Source organism: Rhizobium sp. CC1099, from assembly GCF_029714385.1.
Classification (GTDB): Bacteria; Pseudomonadota; Alphaproteobacteria; order Rhizobiales; family Rhizobiaceae; genus Rhizobium.
The window spans coordinates 1,775,073-1,793,044 of record NZ_CP121642.1 but is presented as its reverse complement, the minus strand read 5'-3'; the positions used below and the strand labels follow the sequence as shown (position 1 = coordinate 1,793,044).

Here is a 17,972-nt window from a genome sequence, read left to right as displayed (position 1 = left end):
CGGTGTGGGGGGCCAGAGTATCGAAAATATGGGGCCCTTTCTACCCGTTGCGGACTTTCAGGTTGTAAGGGCGCGGCAGATTCGCGCCTAAAAAGCGGCCAAAGCCCTTTGAGTTTGACAACTGCGATGTCACCTTGGCCCAATAGGTTGGAATAACGACGATTAGAGGAAGACTATGTCCGACCTGTTGGTAGCCCAGCGACGATTACAAATTGAAGCGGATGAAATCGTACGTGCGCTTCGCCTTGACGAACTTCTTTCTCAGGTAGGGCATTCTACCCGTGTTGGCAGCTCCGCCATGGGTCTTATGGTCCGGCGCGATATCGATATTACAGTTGCCTGTCCTAAGTTAGATATCCACGCCCTCGAAGCATTTGCTGGTATTGGCGCTCGCCTCATGCAGATGACCGAGAGCGTTGTTGGGGTGCGCTTTCGCAACGACACCGGAAAATGGAACATAGAACCTGAGAAATATCCAGATGGGCTTTATCTTTGGGTGTCGGTCCGAGCACCGGACCAAGAGATGTGGACCATCGACATTTGGTTGGTCGATGAGCCGGAAAGGCAGCCCGACCTCGCACATCTGAAGACGCTGATGCCTCGCCTCACCGAGACAGACCGGGAAACCATCCTTCAGATCAAAAGCGCCTTGGCGGAATTGCCAGAGGGGACGAACAAAATTTCGAGTGCGCTGGTCTATGAGGCCGTTATGGACCATCGCGTTCGCACCGTTGCTGAGTTCAAGGACTGGCATACCCGATATTTATAGTCGTTGGCAAAGCCCTGACGTCCGCTAATGGCGCACCCAAACCGAGGCTAATCTGCCGCTGTCGGCCCGAAGCGGTCATCTGGTCGATGTGTAAATAAAAGACCGAGTGTCCCCATCCCGAAAGAAAGCCAAACCAATTGTTTGCGTGGGACTTCGTGGATCGATTTGTATCGAGAGAGGGCGGGCCATAAGAGACCCCACATTGCGAATATTATGAGAAACGGGGTAGCTTCGTCAAAGCTTTCGACCACTCCGCGTCTCCTGGTCCCGCAATGATTCGATCTCGGCCAGCAGATACTGCTGTAATAAAATTAATCCACGATTATTGACCGCAAATGGCGCATTTGCGTCATGACAGCCTTCGGCCCTGAGCAGACTTCCGCGCGTCCATTTGCAGCCTGCAAATCAACTTTCGGCAAGCAACCGAAAGTTAAGCCTCAAACAACATACTCGCGCACTGGCCGTCAGCTTGCGGTATCAATCGCGTCTGGCAGTTCCAACTCGTGCGTCGAGAGTTGTGAAGTCTAGTACAGGAGTGGAGGGTGGATGATCATGTTTCCTACGGTCACTGTCTGTCTATTGGGAATCGTCGTCTTTATTTTGACCGCCACCTCGACGGGATGCCGCCGCACGCGGGGCCGCATAGGCCCTCGCGCATTTCAAGCCAGACTGGTGACACCAATCTTTCTTTCGGCACTCGGCATTCTAGCCCTAACAGTCACCAAGGTGGAATTCTTAGAAGGTGTCGGAGGGACGTTTATCGTGTTGCTGATCCTGTTCGCTGTCTTCTCAAGCTTCACGGTTCCGCTTGTGCTTTTCTTTTGGCTCGTCATTTTCGCCGTTGCTCAATGGACGAAAGTGTTCGCGCTGATCGTCATTCTCTCCATGGGCGGGGCTCTCGGTCATACTACCGGCTTCTTGCTTGGAAGCCGAAGGATCGACGATCAATAACCAGCGATTTGTTTCCCAACGCTGCTGGGATTACATTCTGTATCGCAGCAGTGGGGGAAGATTCGCGGCGGTAGTGACATGGTGCCGGATATAGCATCTCGGCTATCGAAAACAATCTTTCCGGTCATGTCCGTTTTCGTGCTGTTTGTCTTTCTCGCCAGCCAGCACGCTCTTGGGGATTGCTTTGACGCGAAATTGATGCCCGGAAATGGCCCATCCCAAAAATGAAAAACTCGTCCGGTGTCGGCCCAACGTTGTCATTGCGTCGGCCCCCATCTCTGTCCGCTTCGTCCTAAGGAGCCGTCATTCACACGAGGCGAGGCCAAAGACACGGTTGCTGGCGCAAAAAGGTGGAAAATTCGATCTATCGGTCGGCCATAGGTGATCAGGACACGCCGCAGTCGAGCAGGCAAGAACGTAATGGGCCTGCACGGGTGAAACGCGCGGGCCACCTAATATAAGCCTTTTCAAGCTCCCCAAATGGCGCAAACAGGTCAGGTCGCGCTGTCCCAGACCCAGTTGGCCGGCAGCCAGCGGAAGCCGTCTCCGTCCTTCACGACATGGCCGACGCCCGGGAATGGGTAGTGGTAGCCGGTAACGAGAAGCCGATCGTGCGTCGCGCGGTCCAGCAGGGATTTGCGCGTCTGGACGCCGAGTTCGCGATCATGGTCCCAAATCATCTGCCAATCCGGGTGATCGAACGCGAAGTGGATATTGGCGAGGGCATCGCCGGTGACCAACATCGTGACGTCGCCCGACGCCACCAACACCGACATATGCCCCGGTGTGTGGCCGGGCGTGTCAAGCGCCATCACTCCTGAAACAATTTCGGTCCCACCCTTCACTGGGCGAAGCCGGTCGCCGAGGGTCGCGAACGTCTTCTGTAACGCCGGCACGCCGGGTGCGGCCCAATCCGGAACCTTCGAGGCGGCATCGGGCGAATTCCAGAGATCGAGCTCGGTCTCTGAAAGTACCACCTCGGCCTTGGAGAAGCCTTCGCTGACGGCAGCCTCAAGCCCTCCGACGTGGTCCACATGGCAATGGGTGAGAACGATCACATCAATGTCGGCCGGTGCGACGCCAGCATTCTGGAGCGACTTCGCCAGACGCCCGGCGGTCGGCGCCCAATCCTGACCCGGTCCGACGCCGGTGTCGACCAGAACGAGTTTCTCGGCGGTGTCGATTAGCAGAGGATTCACCTGGAGCTGGAAAACATCGGCAGTCATATACTGCGCGTCGAAGTAGGCCTTTCGGGCGGCCGGTTCTGCGTTCGTCGCGATGCTGTTCATCGGCAGATGGAACACGCCGTCGCAGACTGGCGCGATCCGGAATTCACCGACCTTCAGGCTGTAGAAGCCGGGGGCCTCAGCGGGCAGTTCCGAGTCGGCAGCAGAAGCATGCTCCGATCTCCCTAAGCCGGCGGCCGCCGTGCCGAGGGCTGCTGATGTCAGGAAGCTGCGCCTGTCAAGGACTAGCATTGGGGTCTCCTTCGCCAGATAGCCCCCCGGAACCCCGTTCGTATGCCGAAAGGCGATTGTACCATGGATGGAGGCTAGGCGCGATCCGCAAACGTCTGCTTCGCGCACGAGCTGCCATTCGTCTGGGGCGGCCCGAATGACCGGTCATGGCGGCTCGAAGGAGACGTTTCAGTCGCTGCCGCCCCGAATTTCGCGACGTGCGGCGGCTTCCGGTCGCCCGCACAGCATGTATTCGCTTACGCTCATAGTCGGATGAGTTTACAATTGGTTCTTCAGGCGGCTCGCCCGAGGTCGGCCGCGAAGAGGCCTATTAGGGGAGGAAACCATGATGTGGGTCGATCACAACATATCGCGTACTTGGCACGGATCAGTACTCGGCGCGGCCTTGTTTGGCATGGGCGTGCTGCTGACGGGAACGAGCGCCGCAGCCGGCTCTGTGGACAAGACCCCGTTCGGAAACACGCAGGACGGCAAAGCCGTCGATCTCTACACGCTGACCAACGACAGGGGCGCGTCCGTCAGGTTCATCGCTTATGGCGGCATCGTCACGGCGATCAACGTGCCCGACCGCTGGGGCAAGCTCGGTAACATCGTGCTCGGCTTCAAGGAACTCGCCGACTACGAGTCCAAGAATCCCTATTTCGGCGCCTTGATCGGGCGCTATGGCAATCGCATCGGCGCCGCCAAGTTCACGCTCGACGGCACGCAGTACCAGCTCGCCGCCAATAACGGGCCGAACAGCCTGCATGGCGGCATGAAAGGCTTCGACAAGGTCGTCTGGGCGGTCGAGCCGTTGACCAGCGAGAGCGGCGCCGCGGCGCGGCTCAGCTATACGAGCAAGGATGGTGAGGAAGGCTATCCCGGCACGCTTGCGGTCGAGGTCGTCTATACCCTCACCGACGACAACGAGCTGCGCATCGATTACGAGGCGACAACGGATAAACCAACCGTGGTTAATCTCACGAGTCACTCCTACTTCAATCTCGCCGGCGACGGTGTGGGCGGGATCGGCGATCACATCCTCACGATCAACGCCGATCGCTACACGCCGGTCGATGCGACCTTGATCCCGACCGGGGAGCTCGCCTCTGTGACCGGCACGCCGTTCGACTTCCGCGAAGGGATGCCGATCGGCGCACGCATCCGCGCAAACGACCCACAGATGGTCTATGGCCGCGGATACGATCACAACTTCGTGCTGAACAAGTCAGAAAGCGGGCTTTCGCTTGCCGCGCGAGTCTACGAGACTCGCTCGGGCCGGATCATGGAGATATCGACCACCGAGCCCGGCATCCAGTTCTACAGCGGCAACTTCCTCGATTCGACGCTCGTCGGCGCGGCCGGTCAGCAATACCGCCAGACTGACGGCTTCTGCCTCGAGACGCAGCACTTCCCGGATTCGCCGAACAAGCCGTCCTTTCCGACGACGGTGCTGAAACCGCAGGAGACGCTAAAGTCGACTACGGTGCACAAATTCACCACCGATGAATCCTAGAGCTACAGGTGCGTGCATTCCTGGTTACTGTACCGACCGGACGGAGCCCATCGCGGATCAGGTGCGCACGGGCCAAGCGGCGACCATCGGCGAAGGAAATGCCGTCTGGTCGTTCGTCCACATCGATGACGCGATCGCCGCGACGATCGCCTCGCTTACGGCCGAGCCGGGGGCTACAATGTCGTCGATCACGATCCCCTGTCCGTGGCCGAATGCCTGCCGGCCCTCGCCCGGTGGGTCGGCGCGGCGGAGCCTCCGCACGTGAGCGTCGAGGGCGCGCTGAAATCGGCGGGCGAGGAAGCGGTCTACTACCACACCCGCCTGACTGCAGCCTCCAACAGCCGTGCGAAGGCGCAACTCGGCTTCGCGCCGCGGCTGCTCCAAGGGTGCTTGATGCATTTCCGCCCCACGAATTCGGACTGCGCTTTGCGCCGTTGCACCTAAGCGCGGGCCGATTATGACCATCGCAATGGCTTTCTTGGTCCGATAGAAGAGAGCTCTGATCGCACTGCCCCCGCGGAAAATAATCGCCTGCACCGGGTACCTCATCGGGGGCAGGCGCTCTCCAGGAGTGGCACAAACCATTGCTGATCTGTATTCACTCCTAGGCAAGCTCGAAACCCGCGCATCTCGCTTCCACCTTGATGGCAATCCCCGTCAAACCCACGCAAGAAGTGATCCATGGACATCAATCAGGTCAGGTACTTTCTCAATTTGGCGGAAACCTTGAATTTCACCGAAGCCGCACGTCGAAGTGGTGTCTCGCAGCCAAGTCTCACTCGAGCAATCCAGCGTCTAGAGGAAGAATTGGGCAGTCCACTGATCTATCGCGATGGCAAGGACAGCCGCCTTACCGCGCTTGGCCGCGACGTCCAGGCCGAGTTCATGCGGATTGAACTCGCGCTTCGAAACGTGCTCGAGCATTCCGAGAGCACGGTGCTCGGCCGACGCCGTATTCTCGACATCGCCGTTGCCCCAACCATTGGCCCCGCTGCCTTTGCCGCATTCTTCGACGACGCGCTTGGAAAGCTTCCTTCTATAAAGATCAACATGCATCAGCTGTTGGCTGGAGAGAGTGCGGACGAAGTGCTCTCGGGCAAGTACCACGCCTGCATCCTGCCGCGGGCGCCGCGTCCCAACCCCAAGCTCAACGTCGTGCCGCTGTTTTCCGAGCGATTCCTCCTTGCCTGCGCGGAGAGCCATCCGCTGGCGGGCAAAGATGTCGTCAGTACCGAGGCAATTGCCGCCTATCCTTACGTCGACCGGCTGGCCTGCGAGTTCCACACCGAGATCACCGAGCACCTGATGGACCATGATGCGGTCATGCAACCGCGCTTCAGTGCCGAGCGCGAGGACTGGGTCCAGCAAATGGTAGCCGAAGGCCGCGCGATCTGCATCATGCCCGAGCGGTCCGTCGTCGTGCAGGGCATAGCGACACGCCCGGTTGAAGGGATATCATTGAAACGCGAACTGGTATTCGTGACGGTCTCCGGTTCCGGTACGCCGCTCGAGATCCGCAAGATCGCGCAGATGGCAGCTCGGCACAACTGGGCGTAAGCGGGCAGAACTGTCCTTATGGTACGGCTATTGAATCTATACACACCTGATATTGGGAATCCCCGTGGGCCTTCGCCATATTCAGGCAACAAATCCGAGAACGGAGATAGGCAATGACCTACGCAAAGACCGGCGAAGCGGTTAGCAAACTTACGTCCGAGCAATATCGGGTGACCCAGCAAAACGGCACCGAACGCCCCTTTACAGGGGAGTATCATGACAACAAGAGGTCGGGGATCTATGTCGACATCGTTTCCGGCGAGCCGCTGTTTGCCTCGGCCGACAAGTTCGATTCCGGCTGCGGCTGGCCGAGCTTCACCAAGCCGATCGTGTCGGCAAACGTCAAGGAACTGCGGGATGGCTCCCACGGCATGACCCGTACCGAGGTGCGCTCCGCGCATGGCGACAGCCACCTCGGACACGTGTTTCCCGACGGTCCTCAAGACCAGGGCGGCCTACGTTACTGCATCAATTCCGCAGCCCTGCGCTTCATTCCGCGCGACGAAATGGACGCCGAGGGCTACGGTGCGTATCTCAACCAGGTGGAGGATATCTAAATGACCGAGAAAGCTGTTCTGGCTGGTGGTTGCTTCTGGGGAATGCAGGACTTGATCCGCAAGCTGCCCGGGGTCATTCAGACCCGCGTGGGCTACACCGGCGGCGATGTGCCGAACGCGACCTACCGAAATCACGGTACCCACGCCGAAGGCATCGAGATCATCTTCGATCCCGAGACGATCAGCTACAGGCGGATTCTGGAGTTTTTCTTCCAGATCCATGATCCGACGACAAGAAACCGGCAGGGCAACGATGTCGGCGCCTCCTACCGGTCGGCGATCTATTACGCTGACGACGAGCAGAAGAAAATAGCCGAGGACACCATCGCAGACGTCGACGCTTCGGGTCTGTGGCCCGGCAAGGTGGTGACCGAGGTCGAGCCGGCGGGAGATTTCTGGCAGGCGGAGCCCGAGCATCAGGATTACCTGGAGCACTATCCAAACGGCTACACCTGCCACTTCCCGCGCGCCAACTGGGTGCTGCCACGGCGGTCGGCGGCCGAGTAACCGGCCGCCTTTCTCCTGCCAGGCAGATTGGCGGCCCCTTCGAACCAATCCTGAAAAGTGCGGCGGATACGCCGGGCCATAACAGGAGCACGTCGTGCAGTTTGGACGCCGCCACCAAGGAGGCCGGCAGTGCCGGCGCTCCGCTGTCACAAACATCCAGGCAAAGATTGGGCTCTGATCGAACATCTAGGTAGTCGGTCTCCGTCGCTGATGTAGAATGCTTATTTCCTCACAGCGACGGAGCATTCCCATGGCCTTCAACACGCAACGGCTTCAATTTGCCGGCCATTCCGGCGCAACCCTGGCTGCCCGCCTCGACATGCCGAACGAGCCTTTACGCGCCTACGCACTTTTTGCCCATTGCTTCACCTGCTCCAAGGATTTGGCCGCAGCTCGCCGCATTGCAACAGAGCTTGCGCGCGAAGGTATCGCTGTCATGCGTTTTGATTTCACGGGTTTGGGATCGAGCGAAGGCGAATTTGCTTCGACAAATTTCTCCTCCAATGTTGCCGACCTGCTTTCGGCGGTCGACTATCTTCGTCAGCATTATCGGGCACCGTCAGTGCTGATCGGCCACTCGCTCGGCGGCGCAGCGGTGCTGGCCGTCGCCAGGAACATACCTGAAGTGCGCGCCGTTGCCACGATCGGTGCGCCGGCCGATGTCGGCCACGTGTTGAAGAATTTCGGGACGAGCCTCGAGGAAATCGAAAAAAGTGGCGCGGCCGAAGTCGATCTTGCCGGGCGTACGTTCGTTCTTAGAAAGCAATTTGTCGAGGACGCGCGTGCACACCGTATCAAGGATGCGGTTGCGAGCCTAAAAAAGCCGCTCCTCATCCTTCACGCGCCGCTGGATGAGACGGTCGGAATAGAAAACGCCAACGAAATCTTCCTCGCGGCCAGACATCCCAAGAGCTTCATCTCGCTGGACAAGGCCGATCACCTGCTCACTGACATTGAGGACGCAGCCTTCGCCGGACGGGTCATATCGGGATGGCTGACCCGTTATCTCGCCGCCGACACGCCGCAGGGCACGGGGGTGATCGAACATGTCCGCGTGACGGAAACGGGCGAAGGCAAGTTCCAGAATTCGGTTCAGGCGGGCAGCCACCGGCTTTTCGCAGATGAACCCGGAAACTTGGGCGGGCTCGATTCCGGGCCATCGCCCTATGATTTCCTGTCGATCGCACTTGGCGCCTGCACCTCGATGACGCTGCGTATCTATGCCGATCACAAGAAGCTGACGCTGGGGCGTATCGGCGTTGACGTCTCGCATGCCAAAATTCATGTCAAGGACTGCGAGGACTGCACCGAAGCGGAACGCCGCGGCAGCGGCAGGATTGATCGTTTCGAGCGCGTCATTTCCATCGATGGCGAGGTCTCCGGGGAGCTTCGCAGCAAGATTGCTGAAATTGCCGACAAATGCCCGGTCCATCGCACGCTCGAAGCTATGGCGAAGATAAAAACGATCGTGAAATAAGAAGGTCGACAAGCACCTCGCGGGCGCGCTGCGTCTGACGCCGTACAGGTCGGTGTACTTGTGGTCGAACCAAACTTACCGCCCTGCGCAACAGTTCTGCTGGGATATCGCCATCGTTTGACCTTCGGGGCTTCCAATCGAAATCGGAGCTGTCTGTCGGGTTTACAGACGTTTCGAAAGCGCTATCAAAGATACTGCCGAGTAGAAACTGAAGAGATACCCATGGCCGACGGACAAGTCATCGCAGTTGCGGCGGACGACCAGCATCGCTTTTCGAAAAAGCAGACAGCAGAAATCCGCGTTCTTACTGGCCTGGGTATCGAGGGCGACGCGCATCTCGGCGTAACTGTAAAGCACCGATCCCGCGTCGCAGTCGATCCTAGCCAGCCGAACCTACGCCAGGTTCATGTGATGCACGCCGAACTGTTCGACGAGCTTCGTGAGAAAGGTTTCACAGTCGGACCAGCCGATCTTGGCGAGAACATCACTACCCGCGGCCTCGATCTTCTGGCGCTCCCCCGCGGAGCTGTTCTCAAGCTCGGGACAGACGTCGAGCTGGAGGTGACAGGTCTTCGCAATCCGTGCTCGCAGATCGATAAGTTTCAGCCGGGCCTTCTCAAGGCCGTTTTGGACAAGCGAGCGAACGGAAAGATCACTCTTAGGGCTGGTATCATGACGGTCGTGCTTAAAGGTGGCATCGTGCGCACGGGCGACGCCATCACCGCGGTGCTGCCTCAGCCCCCCTTCTTTCCGCTGGAGAGGGTTTAAGAAGGCACCGGTGCGGTTCGAGCCGTATGTGCTTGCGGATGCTACAGGAAAAGGACCTGGGATTTCGCATCCACTTTTTTCCAAAGAAGTTCAGCCACCTGGAACAATGGGCACATCTGCGAGTTTGATTGCCACTTCACGAACTCGTGAGAAAAGGAAGCTCTCATGACCGAACCCGTTTCATCCGTGGCGCACATTCATACGCGCGACGATAACCCCTACCTCAACGCAGCCTTCAACAAGGTCTCCTGGGGCGCCGTATTCGCCGGCGTCGCAGTGGCACTTGTGGTTCAGCTCCTGCTCAACCTCCTGGGTGCCGGCCTCGGCGCCGCCGTCATCGATCCCGCTTCGAGTGATAATCCGAGTGCGACAACGCTCTCGGTCAGCACGGCAATCTGGTTCGTCGTCAGCGGCCTCATCGCATCCTTCGTCGGCGGCTACATTGCCAGCCGGTTGTCCGGACGCCCCCTTCGTTCGACGGGATCTCTTCATGGCGTCACGTCGTGGGCTGTCACCACGCTGGTCGTCGTCTATCTTCTGACCACATCCGTCGGCGCGCTCGTCGGTGGCGTCTTCTCTGGTGTGGGCGGCATCGTCTCTAGCGCCGGATCCACGGTGGCCACAGCCGCCACGACTGCAGCTCCGGCACTTGCGACGGCCACCGATCCAATGGCCGGCGTCGAGCAGAGCATCCGCGACGCAAGTGGCGGCAACGATCCAGCAGCGCTGCGCGATGCCGCAGTCGCCTCCGTGCGCGCAGTTCTGACAGGCGACGAAACCAAGGCAGAAGAGGCACGCAATCGCGCTGCCGACGCCATCGCCCGAGCTCAGAACATTCCTGTCGATCAGGCCAAGCAGCAGGTCGCCCAGTACGAGCAGCAGTACAAGGACGCCGTTGCCCAGGCAAAGCAGCAGGCGACCGAGGCCGCCGAAACCGCAGCGACAGCGTTCTCGGCGGGAGCGATCCTGGCATTCATCGCGCTAGCCGTAGGGGCTATCGCGGCTTGGATCGGCGGCGCCGTCGGCACGACCCACGTCGTGCGGGACGAAGACGTCTACGTGACGCGCTAAACATTCCAGGCCCATGTAGACAGACCGCTCAACCGGGCTGCCCATTTGAAAGCGCGCTCTTACGTGGGTCAATAAAACGGTCATGGCGGGCCGGGACCCTTAACGCTCCTATTGCCTTGCGAACTTGGCCTGCGCCTGGGACTTAAGGATCAGCTTCGCCTTGAGCGCCGTACCGGCCCGGTCCCTGCGAGTTCTGGGGTTAGGAACAGTTGGGTGCCGCTATCGTTATTGTTTGTCATGGAGGACGTTATGTCGAACGTTTCGAAGACAGGTACCGACGCGATCAACAATGCAAGCAGCCCGACTACGTTCGGGCGTTCGGTCGAAAGCCAGGCGCAGATCGCTGACGCGGCCGCGCAGGGCGCGCCCGGCAGCGCTGGGGAACCACTCAGCATCTATCGGCTCGAGCCGATCGCCGCACCGAACGATCCAAGATGGGCCAACTCTCCAGGACATGGAGTTGTCGTAGTGGCGGCGAGGACGCCAGGCGACGCACGGATCATGGCGGCGAGTCGCGAGCTGGACTTCATGGAGGTCGATGCAGCGCCTGCCGAAGACGTGACGACAGCTAATGCGAGCGCTTTCCGGGACGACAAGCTTTACACCGTAATCGAGATCGACCGTGATCGTACCGACGTTTCGCGCGGGATCCTTGATGGCGACGTCTCGGTCGAAACGATCCGACCAGTGGAGCCGGACTGACGCGCTTCTCCATAAGCGACCTGTTCTGATCCAAGGTTGGTGGGTCCCGTGTGATAACGGGACGGCGGGAGCTGTGGCGTCCAACGAAAGCAATTGCTGCAGCGCAGTGCGGCCGAACCGAGTTCATGAGTGAAAACGGACTTTGCCGAGCACGATCACGCTGCCAGCTTTCCACCCGATTGCCGACCGCCGGCTGCGCCCCGAAGCAAGGGAATCGCCGGCTCTTCAGGCGGAACTGACGCTCGCTGCAATGCCGTCCAATGCATCAAGCGTATCATTCGGCAGATCAAGTTCCGCCGTGGCGAGGTTCTCGCGCAGATGCGCGACCGAGGACGTGCCGGGGATCAGTAGGATGTTCGGCGCCCGACGAAGCAGCCAGGCGAGAGCGACCTGCAATGGCGTGGCGCCGAGGCGTTGAGCGGCGTCGGACAAGATAGACGACTGCAGCGGATTGAACCCGCCGAGCGGAAAGAACGGCACATAGGCGATCCCGTCGCGGGCAAGATCGTCAATCAGGGCATCGTCCCTCCGATGCGCTAAATTGTACTGGTTCTGCACGCAAACGATCTTGGCGATCCGGCGTCCTTCTGCGACTTGCGTGGGGGTGACGTTGCTCAATCCGATATGTCGCACCAGACCCCGCCGCTGGAGCTCGGCCAGGGCGGTGAGCGGCGCCTCGATTGATCCCTCGGCCGGGCCATGGGCGTCGAACATGATCCGAAGGTTGACCACATCCAACACGTCGAGACCGAGATTTCGCAAATTGTCATGCACGGCCTGGGTCAGTTCTTCCGGTGAGAGGGCCGGGAGCCAGGATCCATTCTCGCCGCGCCAGGCCCCGATCTTGGTGACGATGACGAGATCGTCGCCATAGGGCGCGAGTGCCTCGCGGATCAACTGGTTGGTCACGTGCGGGCCGTAAAAGTCGCTGGTGTCGATGTGATTGACCCCGCGCCCCACTGCTTCGCGCAATACGGCCAATGCCGCGTCACGGTCCTTGGGCGGACCGAACACGCCAGGCCCTGCAAGTTGCATGGCGCCGTAGCCGAGCCGCTTCACGGTGCGGTCGCCGAGGACGAAGGTTTCGGATTGGTTTTCGGTGCTGGTCATGATCTTTCCCCTTATCTGATCAAGGCGTAGATAGGCGTTGGCCATCCGCGCGATAACCGGATACAATCTGCACAGGCTGTGCGGAGAGGCGAACAGTGAGTGTCGATCTAGGTGATCTGAGTGCTTTCGTGGCGGTGGCGCGCGCCAAGGGCTTTCGCGACGCAGCGCGCGCAAGCGGCGCAAGCGCGTCGGGCTTGAGCGAGGCGGTCCGCCGCCTTGAGGCGCAGCTCGGCGTCAGGCTGCTCAACCGTACGACACGCAGCGTCGTCTTGACCGAAGCTGGTCATGGCCTGCTGGAGCGGCTCGGCCCGGCGTTGACCGAGGTGGAGTCGGCCCTCGACGTGGTGAACGGCTTTCGCGATCGGCCGGCGGGTTCGTTGCGCCTGAACGTGCCGGTCAGCGCAGCGCGGCTGGTGCTACCCAGCATCGTTCCGCCATTCCTCGCAGCCTATCCTGGCATCCGCCTGGAGGTGATCGCCGAGGAGAGCTTCGTCGACGTATTGGCGGCCGGATGCGATGCCGGTATTCGCTACGAGGAGCGGCTGGAGCAGGATATGATCGCGGTGCCGATCGGGCCTCGTGTCCAGCGGTTCGCCACCGCTGCTTCTCCGGCTTACCTTGATCGCCATGGGCGGCCCGATCATCCTCGCGATCTGCTCAGCCATGCCTGTATACGCGGTCGCTTTCCGAGCGGTGCGATGATGACGCCGTGGGAGTTCGAGCGCGAAGGCGAAGTCGTGCGGGTCGATCCGGAAGGTCCGTTGACCGTGGGGATTGGCGGCGCCGTCGATCTTGCCGTTGATGCCGCGATTACCGGCGTCGGCATCGTGGGACTGTTCGAGGACTGGCTGCGGCCTTATTTCAATAGCGGCGCCCTCGAACCCGTCCTTAAACCCTGGTGGCAGGCCTTCTCCGGGCCGTTTCTCTATTATCCCGGACGGCGCCTCGTGCCGGCGCCGCTGCGCGCATTCATCGATTTCATCAAGGCATCGGCGGACCAGCGCTGACCTTTAACGTCATATTACGAGCCTGCCGCCTGAGACCATGCGGCGCGCCTTGACCCGGCTGCTCTCGATCAACACTCCGGCCAGGCAGTGCGGAGCTTTGAACCAATGGCCGGCGTTTGCTCACCGTAGACGGCCCAAGGAGCGACGCCGCCGTCACAGGGCCTCTCGTCACAGGGCCTCTCGGAAAAGACGGACGATAGCCGTTCAACGTCGCCGCAAATCTAATTGAGTGGTGACAATCGACTTCCCAGAAGCCGGATCTTGATCGATCGTTCGAATTCGAAGACCGTCCTCGCCGACCTTCTCGATCGTCATTTTCGCTTGGCGATCCCCATAGATTGTATTGGCCCAGGTAACATCGAGTTTAATCGTATTCCCGTCTCGGCTGCCCACGAGTTTCGACGGCTTACCGGATATTCCGACATAAATGCCGGAATATGCTTCTCCAGACGCCTTGACGTTCGCGGTAAAGCTGCGCGTGACAACGGCAAACGCTCGGCATGAGCCGTTCATCGAAAAGCTGGACGATTGGGCATCGGATTGCATTTTGCACGAGACATCAACCTTGCTTCCGCCGAGCTTTGTCAGGACCGCTCCGCCGCCCGTCCACTGCCCTTCGATCGACTTCAAGAAGTCTTCTTCGGAAGCGGACGCGTTCGAAGTCAGACAGGTGGCGCAAGTTAGGGCGATGGCGGGCAATACTCGCATGACGCAGAATCCTGATGGTTGAAAATGACGAACATCCGACCGATCAACTTGTTCCACACGATCGTCATAAGCAGTTTTTAATCACGCTGGAGCAGGACGTCTTCCTCGGCAGTTCAAACGAGCAAGCAGCGCCGTGACCTGTTCGGCTATACGGTCGAAGAATTTGCGCGAACTCATTCGCGCGGGACACAGCACCGCACTGAGCTCGCGGACCGCGATGGCGGATGTTAAGCAGAGGCTAGACGGCGCCTTGATGTTTCTGCTCAACGGGACTGATCGTGACCACGATCGTGTGAACCACCCGCGCCGACGATGACCTGATCGAAATCTGGCTTGTCGATGAGCGTGTCGTGCGAACGCAGCCTTCGGCCTTGCGCGGGCAGCATCGCTAGATGTTAGCGACCGACTTGTCCATCGGGCGTCACAGCCTTTCAATTTTGTGCACCGCCTCGTCAATGATCTCCGCAACGCTGAGAAGCAATTCCTTATCCGGTGTCCCCGCTAGCCTCTGGCCGAGTGCTGTCTTGAGATTCTGCATTGCGCGTCCGACAGGTATAGAGCGACAATCTGGATGAGATCAGCGCGACAATCTGGATGAGACTCTGGTGTCGCGGTTGTCGGTGAGCGTATCATCATGATTGTCGCGGGCAACAACTTCGTCGGTCTCTGATTGTCGCGCAGCGTCAATCTCAGCGGTATTCCTGATTGTCGCATAGGAGGCTGGCCTGCCGCGCTGTCGTTTTGCCTCCATCGCTGCTCGGCGACGATAGCTTTCGACGTTCATCTCAAAGATGGTTGCATGATGGACGAGACGATCAACGGCTGCGAGGGTCATGGCGGGATCTGGGAAGACCCTGTTCCATTCTCCGAAGGGCTGATTGGCGGTGATCATAATTGATCGTCGCTCGTAACGCGCAGAGATGAGCTCGAAGAGCACACTCGTCTCCGCCTGGTCCTTGGTGACATAAGCGAGGTCATCGAGGATCAGCAGATCGGACTTGTCGAGCTTGGCGATGGCGGATTCGAGCTGGAGTTCGCGACGAGCTACTTGCAGTTTCTGAACGAGTTCCGTCGTGCGCGTGAACAGCACACGCCAACCATTCTCGATGAGCGCCAGCCCGATTGCTGCAGCGAGATGGCTCTTTCCACCACCTGGTGGTCCAAACAAGAGAATGTTGGCACCCTTTGCGAGCCAGCTATCGCCAGCAGTGATGGCCATAACCTGCGCCTTCGAGACCATTGGGACGGCGTCGAAGTCGAAGCTATCGAGGGTCTTTCCTGGCGGCAATCGCGCTTCGGCGAGATGACGTTCAATGCGGCGGCGATCGCGTTCCGACAGTTCGTGCTCGGCAATGGCGGATAAGAACCTCGCCGCCGGCCACCCTTCCTTGTCGGACTGCTCGGCAAAGTCAGGCCAAAGTACCTTTATTGCCGGCAACCTAAGTTCATTCAGCATGATGCCGAGCCTGGCTGCATCAATAGCGTGGGCGTTCTTCATGCGGCGTCTCCGGTGTGGCGAGTATCGATCAGGGCCTCGTAGCCATTGAGAGAGGCAAGATGGACGTTGACGGTCGGCAACCGCGCGGGGTCGGGAGCGAAGAAGGTTCGCAGTTTGACGATGTCCGGCAGATCACCCGCGTCGAGTATTTTGCGCAGCCTTCCGGCAAGCTCATGTTCACAGCCGCGATCGTGTGCCAAGGCCAAGAGTTCGACGGTGATCTTGCATGCCTGCTTGTGGGAAAGCCGGTCGAGCAGGATCTCGAAGGCTCTTCGATATTCCTGTCGAGGGAAGAGCTTGTCGCGGTAAACAAGCTGGAGAAGCGCCATCGGCTTTTTGCGAAGGGAATGGATGACATGCCGGTAATCGACGACCTGGTCATGTTTGCCGCTGGCGTGACCACGACCTCTTCGAAGCGTCATCAGATGCGTGCCGCCTATAAAGACGTCGAGACGATCATCGAACATGCGCACCCGTAGCCGGTGCCCAATCAAGCGTGATGGCACCGTGTAAAAGACCTTTCGCAATGTAAAGCCGCCGCTGCGAGAAACGCGAACGACAACTTCCTCAAAATCGCTGGACCGTGTTCCGGGCAACGGCTGAAGCGCGGCACGCTCAGCATCAATGCGCTTGCCATATCGGGCATTGCGTCGGCTGACGATCTCATCAATGAAGCCCCGATAGGCATCGAGATCGTCGAAGTCTCTCGTGCCACGCATCAACAGCGCATCGCGGATCGAATTCTTGAGATGACCATGCGAGCTCTCGATCGAGCCATTCTCGTGAGCTATCCCTTTGTTGTTGCGCGTTGGGGTCATCTGATAGTGAGCGCAAAGCTCGGCGTATCGCCGGGTCAGGTCATCCTTTGCATCGGCATCCAGATTGCGGAAGGCCGCCGACAGGCTATCGCTGCGATGATAAAGCGGAGCGCCTCCGAGGAACCACAAAGCATTCTGCAATCCTTCTGCCAGAGCCACGAAGCTTTCGCCGCCAAGGACGACATGCGCGTGCTCGAAGCCGGAATATGCCAAGCGGAAGTGATAAAGCAGATGATCGAGCGGCTGGCCTGCGATCGTGATCCCAATCTCATTCATGTCTGTGAAGTCGGACAATCCTAATCGACCTGGCTCGTGAATTTGCCGGAAGATCACTTCTTGTTCCTCGCCGTGAACAGCGCGCCATGAACGAATACGGCGCTCCATTGTGCGGCGAACGCCTTCGCTCAGCTCTGGATGCCGGCGCAGCATCTCCTCAAAGACAGCGACGGCGCGAATTCCGGGTGCCGCCTTCAAAAGCGGAACGACCTCGGCGTCGAAGATATGAGCGAGTGGATCGGGACGACGACGTTCCCGCGTCTTCTTGGTTTGTGATGGAAGCTGCGGCTTCTTCTCGATGCGGTAAGCGGTCGCTCTACTGATCGAAGCCTTTGCGGCGGCGACTTCAGTCGTGTGCTCCTGTCGTAACTTCATGAAAAGCCTCATCTGATGATCGGTTACGTGACGACCTGGCACAGAGTGGTTCCCCGTTCTTCGAAGAACCCAAAGTACCGGCCAACCGTGATCACCAGACGCAAAATCGGCGCTCAGCAGCAGTGAAACTCCACTCGGGCTACGCCCTCACGACGTTCCACTGCTGCTGCCGAGTCTCATCTTGATTGACGCTTCGTCTCACCTTGATTGCCGCCCTGCAGACAGGTCCTGCGGCGACGGAGCTGCCTCGGAAGCGCAGCGCCTCGATGCGAGCAAGGACACCCTGGGCTTCGTCAAGATGCTCATGAAGGAAACTGCGCCCTGTCTGGGTCAACGAATAGGCACGCCTTTTTTCCTGGGCTTGCCTCGATTCAATCTGGCCAAGGTCTGACATCAGCGCCAGGCGCGGGTAGACGATGCCGGAGCTTGGCGCGTAGTTGCCCCCAGACCGTGTTTTGATTTCTCGGATGAGATCGTAGCCGTGCCGCGCGTCGCCATCGTCGAGGAGCAGCAGGAGAAGGAACCCCAGCTCATCGCCATCGAGCATCCTTCGAGGACTGCTCGCGGCTTGGGAGTCGTAGTTGTTTGTCGTTCTCGGCATATCACACTCTTTTAAAGACCGTCTAAGATGAATTATCGTCGTTGGGACGGCGACGTACCGTCATCCCAATTCAACGCAGAGAAATAACATGAAAAGAATCGCCGTGCTGGTCGGATCACTCCGGCGTCACTCGATCAACAGAAGACTTGCCGAGCACTCGCGCGCCTTGCCGAAGATCGGCTCGAATTCGATTTCATCGAGCTGACGACGCCTTTTGTCCGACGATGCTGGCTTTAGCGCTGGTGAC

The 17,972-nt window shown here is 59.3% G+C and carries 18 protein-coding genes and 1 pseudogene; 13 read left to right on the top strand and 6 right to left on the bottom strand.

Annotated elements, in window-relative coordinates:
• Positions 1-175 precede the first annotated feature (175 nt).
• Positions 176-769: a hypothetical protein gene (locus QA644_RS29830; RefSeq protein ID WP_283072773.1), complete on the top strand. Its 594-nt coding sequence runs from the start codon at positions 176-178 to the stop codon at positions 767-769.
• A 672-nt stretch (positions 770-1,441) separates the two neighbouring features.
• On the top strand, positions 1,442-1,720 hold the full coding sequence (locus QA644_RS29825; RefSeq protein ID WP_283072772.1) for a hypothetical protein: 279 nt from the start codon (positions 1,442-1,444) through the stop codon (positions 1,718-1,720).
• 494 nt (positions 1,721-2,214) lie between these two features.
• Here QA644_RS29825 and QA644_RS29820 read toward each other — a convergent pair whose 3' ends face one another.
• Positions 2,215-3,198, bottom strand: coding sequence for an MBL fold metallo-hydrolase (locus QA644_RS29820; protein ID WP_283072770.1), 984 nt, complete (start codon positions 3,196-3,198; stop codon positions 2,215-2,217).
• A gap of 325 nt (positions 3,199-3,523) precedes the next feature.
• Here QA644_RS29820 and QA644_RS29815 point away from each other — a divergent pair, with 325 nt between their 5' ends.
• The 9 genes and pseudogenes from QA644_RS29815 (at position 3,524) to QA644_RS29775 (ending at position 11,332) form a co-directional block, all read left to right on the top strand.
• Positions 3,524-4,693, top strand: a complete 1,170-nt coding sequence (locus tag QA644_RS29815; protein ID WP_283072768.1) for an aldose epimerase family protein — start codon at positions 3,524-3,526, stop codon at positions 4,691-4,693.
• An 18-nt stretch (positions 4,694-4,711) separates the two neighbouring features.
• Positions 4,712-5,137 (top strand): annotated as a pseudogene (locus QA644_RS29810) (hypothetical protein); the annotation flags it as partial.
• A 237-nt stretch (positions 5,138-5,374) separates the two neighbouring features.
• Positions 5,375-6,250: a LysR family transcriptional regulator gene (locus QA644_RS29805; RefSeq protein WP_283072767.1), complete on the top strand. Its 876-nt coding sequence runs from the start codon at positions 5,375-5,377 to the stop codon at positions 6,248-6,250.
• A 113-nt stretch (positions 6,251-6,363) separates the two neighbouring features.
• Positions 6,364-6,807 (top strand): peptide-methionine (R)-S-oxide reductase MsrB, encoded by a 444-nt coding sequence (gene msrB / locus QA644_RS29800; protein ID WP_283072766.1) that lies wholly within the window; start codon positions 6,364-6,366, stop codon positions 6,805-6,807.
• The gene (msrA, locus tag QA644_RS29795; protein ID WP_239603378.1) at positions 6,808-7,314 is read left to right on the top strand and encodes a peptide-methionine (S)-S-oxide reductase MsrA; all 507 of its coding nucleotides are present in this window, start codon (positions 6,808-6,810) and stop codon (positions 7,312-7,314) included. It abuts the gene before it with no gap.
• Between the two features lie 250 nt (positions 7,315-7,564).
• Positions 7,565-8,791, top strand: coding sequence for a bifunctional alpha/beta hydrolase/OsmC family protein (locus QA644_RS29790; RefSeq protein ID WP_283072765.1), 1,227 nt, complete (start codon positions 7,565-7,567; stop codon positions 8,789-8,791).
• 222 nt (positions 8,792-9,013) lie between these two features.
• On the top strand, positions 9,014-9,559 hold the full coding sequence (locus QA644_RS29785) for an MOSC domain-containing protein (RefSeq protein WP_283072764.1): 546 nt from the start codon (positions 9,014-9,016) through the stop codon (positions 9,557-9,559).
• A gap of 165 nt (positions 9,560-9,724) precedes the next feature.
• Complete coding sequence (locus QA644_RS29780; RefSeq protein ID WP_283072763.1) at positions 9,725-10,630, top strand: PhnA-like protein; 906 nt, start codon at positions 9,725-9,727, stop codon at positions 10,628-10,630.
• Positions 10,631-10,879: 249 nt separating this feature from the next.
• On the top strand, positions 10,880-11,332 hold the full coding sequence (locus QA644_RS29775) for a hypothetical protein (RefSeq protein WP_074072373.1): 453 nt from the start codon (positions 10,880-10,882) through the stop codon (positions 11,330-11,332).
• Positions 11,333-11,557: 225 nt separating this feature from the next.
• On the opposite strand, the gene QA644_RS29770 is transcribed toward QA644_RS29775, so the two are convergent.
• Positions 11,558-12,442, bottom strand: coding sequence for an aldo/keto reductase family oxidoreductase (locus tag QA644_RS29770; protein WP_283072762.1), 885 nt, complete (start codon positions 12,440-12,442; stop codon positions 11,558-11,560).
• 95 nt (positions 12,443-12,537) lie between these two features.
• Between QA644_RS29770 and QA644_RS29765 the strand changes: the two genes are divergently transcribed.
• A complete protein-coding gene (locus QA644_RS29765; RefSeq protein ID WP_283072760.1) occupies positions 12,538-13,449 on the top strand; it encodes a LysR family transcriptional regulator in 912 nt (303 codons plus the stop codon).
• Positions 13,450-13,653: 204 nt separating this feature from the next.
• Here QA644_RS29765 and QA644_RS29760 read toward each other — a convergent pair whose 3' ends face one another.
• On the bottom strand, positions 13,654-14,079 hold the full coding sequence (locus tag QA644_RS29760; protein ID WP_349254127.1) for a hypothetical protein: 426 nt from the start codon (positions 14,077-14,079) through the stop codon (positions 13,654-13,656).
• A 92-nt stretch (positions 14,080-14,171) separates the two neighbouring features.
• On the opposite strand from QA644_RS29760, the gene QA644_RS29755 reads away from it, so the two are divergent.
• Positions 14,172-14,294 carry a hypothetical protein gene (locus QA644_RS29755; RefSeq protein ID WP_275593319.1) on the top strand — a complete coding sequence of 41 codons (123 nt, stop codon included), beginning with the start codon at positions 14,172-14,174 and terminating at the stop codon, positions 14,292-14,294.
• Between the two features lie 440 nt (positions 14,295-14,734).
• Here the strand turns inward: QA644_RS29755 and istB are convergent, their stop codons facing one another.
• The 3 genes from istB to QA644_RS29740 form a co-directional block, all read right to left on the bottom strand.
• The gene (gene istB / locus QA644_RS29750; protein ID WP_283072758.1) at positions 14,735-15,655 is read right to left on the bottom strand and encodes an IS21-like element helper ATPase IstB; all 921 of its coding nucleotides are present in this window, start codon (positions 15,653-15,655) and stop codon (positions 14,735-14,737) included.
• Complete coding sequence (gene istA / locus QA644_RS29745; protein WP_283072757.1) at positions 15,652-17,136, bottom strand: IS21 family transposase; 1,485 nt, start codon at positions 17,134-17,136, stop codon at positions 15,652-15,654. The genes istB and istA overlap by 4 nt, the downstream gene beginning before the upstream one ends.
• A 127-nt stretch (positions 17,137-17,263) precedes the next feature.
• Positions 17,264-17,725, bottom strand: coding sequence for a PadR family transcriptional regulator (locus QA644_RS29740; RefSeq protein ID WP_283072756.1), 462 nt, complete (start codon positions 17,723-17,725; stop codon positions 17,264-17,266).
• Positions 17,726-17,972: the final 247 nt, after the last annotated feature.

Coding starts and splice junctions, on each gene's coding strand:
- QA644_RS29830 (WP_283072773.1), top strand. CDS start 176: ATGTCCGACCTGTTGGTAGCCCAGCGACGATTACAAATTGAAGCGGAT.
- QA644_RS29820 (WP_283072770.1), bottom strand. CDS start 3,198: ATGCTAGTCCTTGACAGGCGCAGCTTCCTGACATCAGCAGCCCTCGGC.
- QA644_RS29815 (WP_283072768.1), top strand. CDS start 3,524: ATGATGTGGGTCGATCACAACATATCGCGTACTTGGCACGGATCAGTA.
- QA644_RS29805 (WP_283072767.1), top strand. CDS start 5,375: ATGGACATCAATCAGGTCAGGTACTTTCTCAATTTGGCGGAAACCTTG.
- msrB (WP_283072766.1), top strand. CDS start 6,364: ATGACCTACGCAAAGACCGGCGAAGCGGTTAGCAAACTTACGTCCGAG.
- msrA (WP_239603378.1), top strand. CDS start 6,808: ATGACCGAGAAAGCTGTTCTGGCTGGTGGTTGCTTCTGGGGAATGCAG.
- QA644_RS29790 (WP_283072765.1), top strand. CDS start 7,565: ATGGCCTTCAACACGCAACGGCTTCAATTTGCCGGCCATTCCGGCGCA.
- QA644_RS29785 (WP_283072764.1), top strand. CDS start 9,014: ATGGCCGACGGACAAGTCATCGCAGTTGCGGCGGACGACCAGCATCGC.
- QA644_RS29780 (WP_283072763.1), top strand. CDS start 9,725: ATGACCGAACCCGTTTCATCCGTGGCGCACATTCATACGCGCGACGAT.
- QA644_RS29775 (WP_074072373.1), top strand. CDS start 10,880: ATGTCGAACGTTTCGAAGACAGGTACCGACGCGATCAACAATGCAAGC.
- QA644_RS29770 (WP_283072762.1), bottom strand. CDS start 12,442: ATGACCAGCACCGAAAACCAATCCGAAACCTTCGTCCTCGGCGACCGC.
- QA644_RS29755 (WP_275593319.1), top strand. CDS start 14,172: ATGGTTGAAAATGACGAACATCCGACCGATCAACTTGTTCCACACGAT.
- istB (WP_283072758.1), bottom strand. CDS start 15,655: ATGAAGAACGCCCACGCTATTGATGCAGCCAGGCTCGGCATCATGCTG.
- istA (WP_283072757.1), bottom strand. CDS start 17,136: ATGAGGCTTTTCATGAAGTTACGACAGGAGCACACGACTGAAGTCGCC.
- QA644_RS29740 (WP_283072756.1), bottom strand. CDS start 17,725: ATGCCGAGAACGACAAACAACTACGACTCCCAAGCCGCGAGCAGTCCT.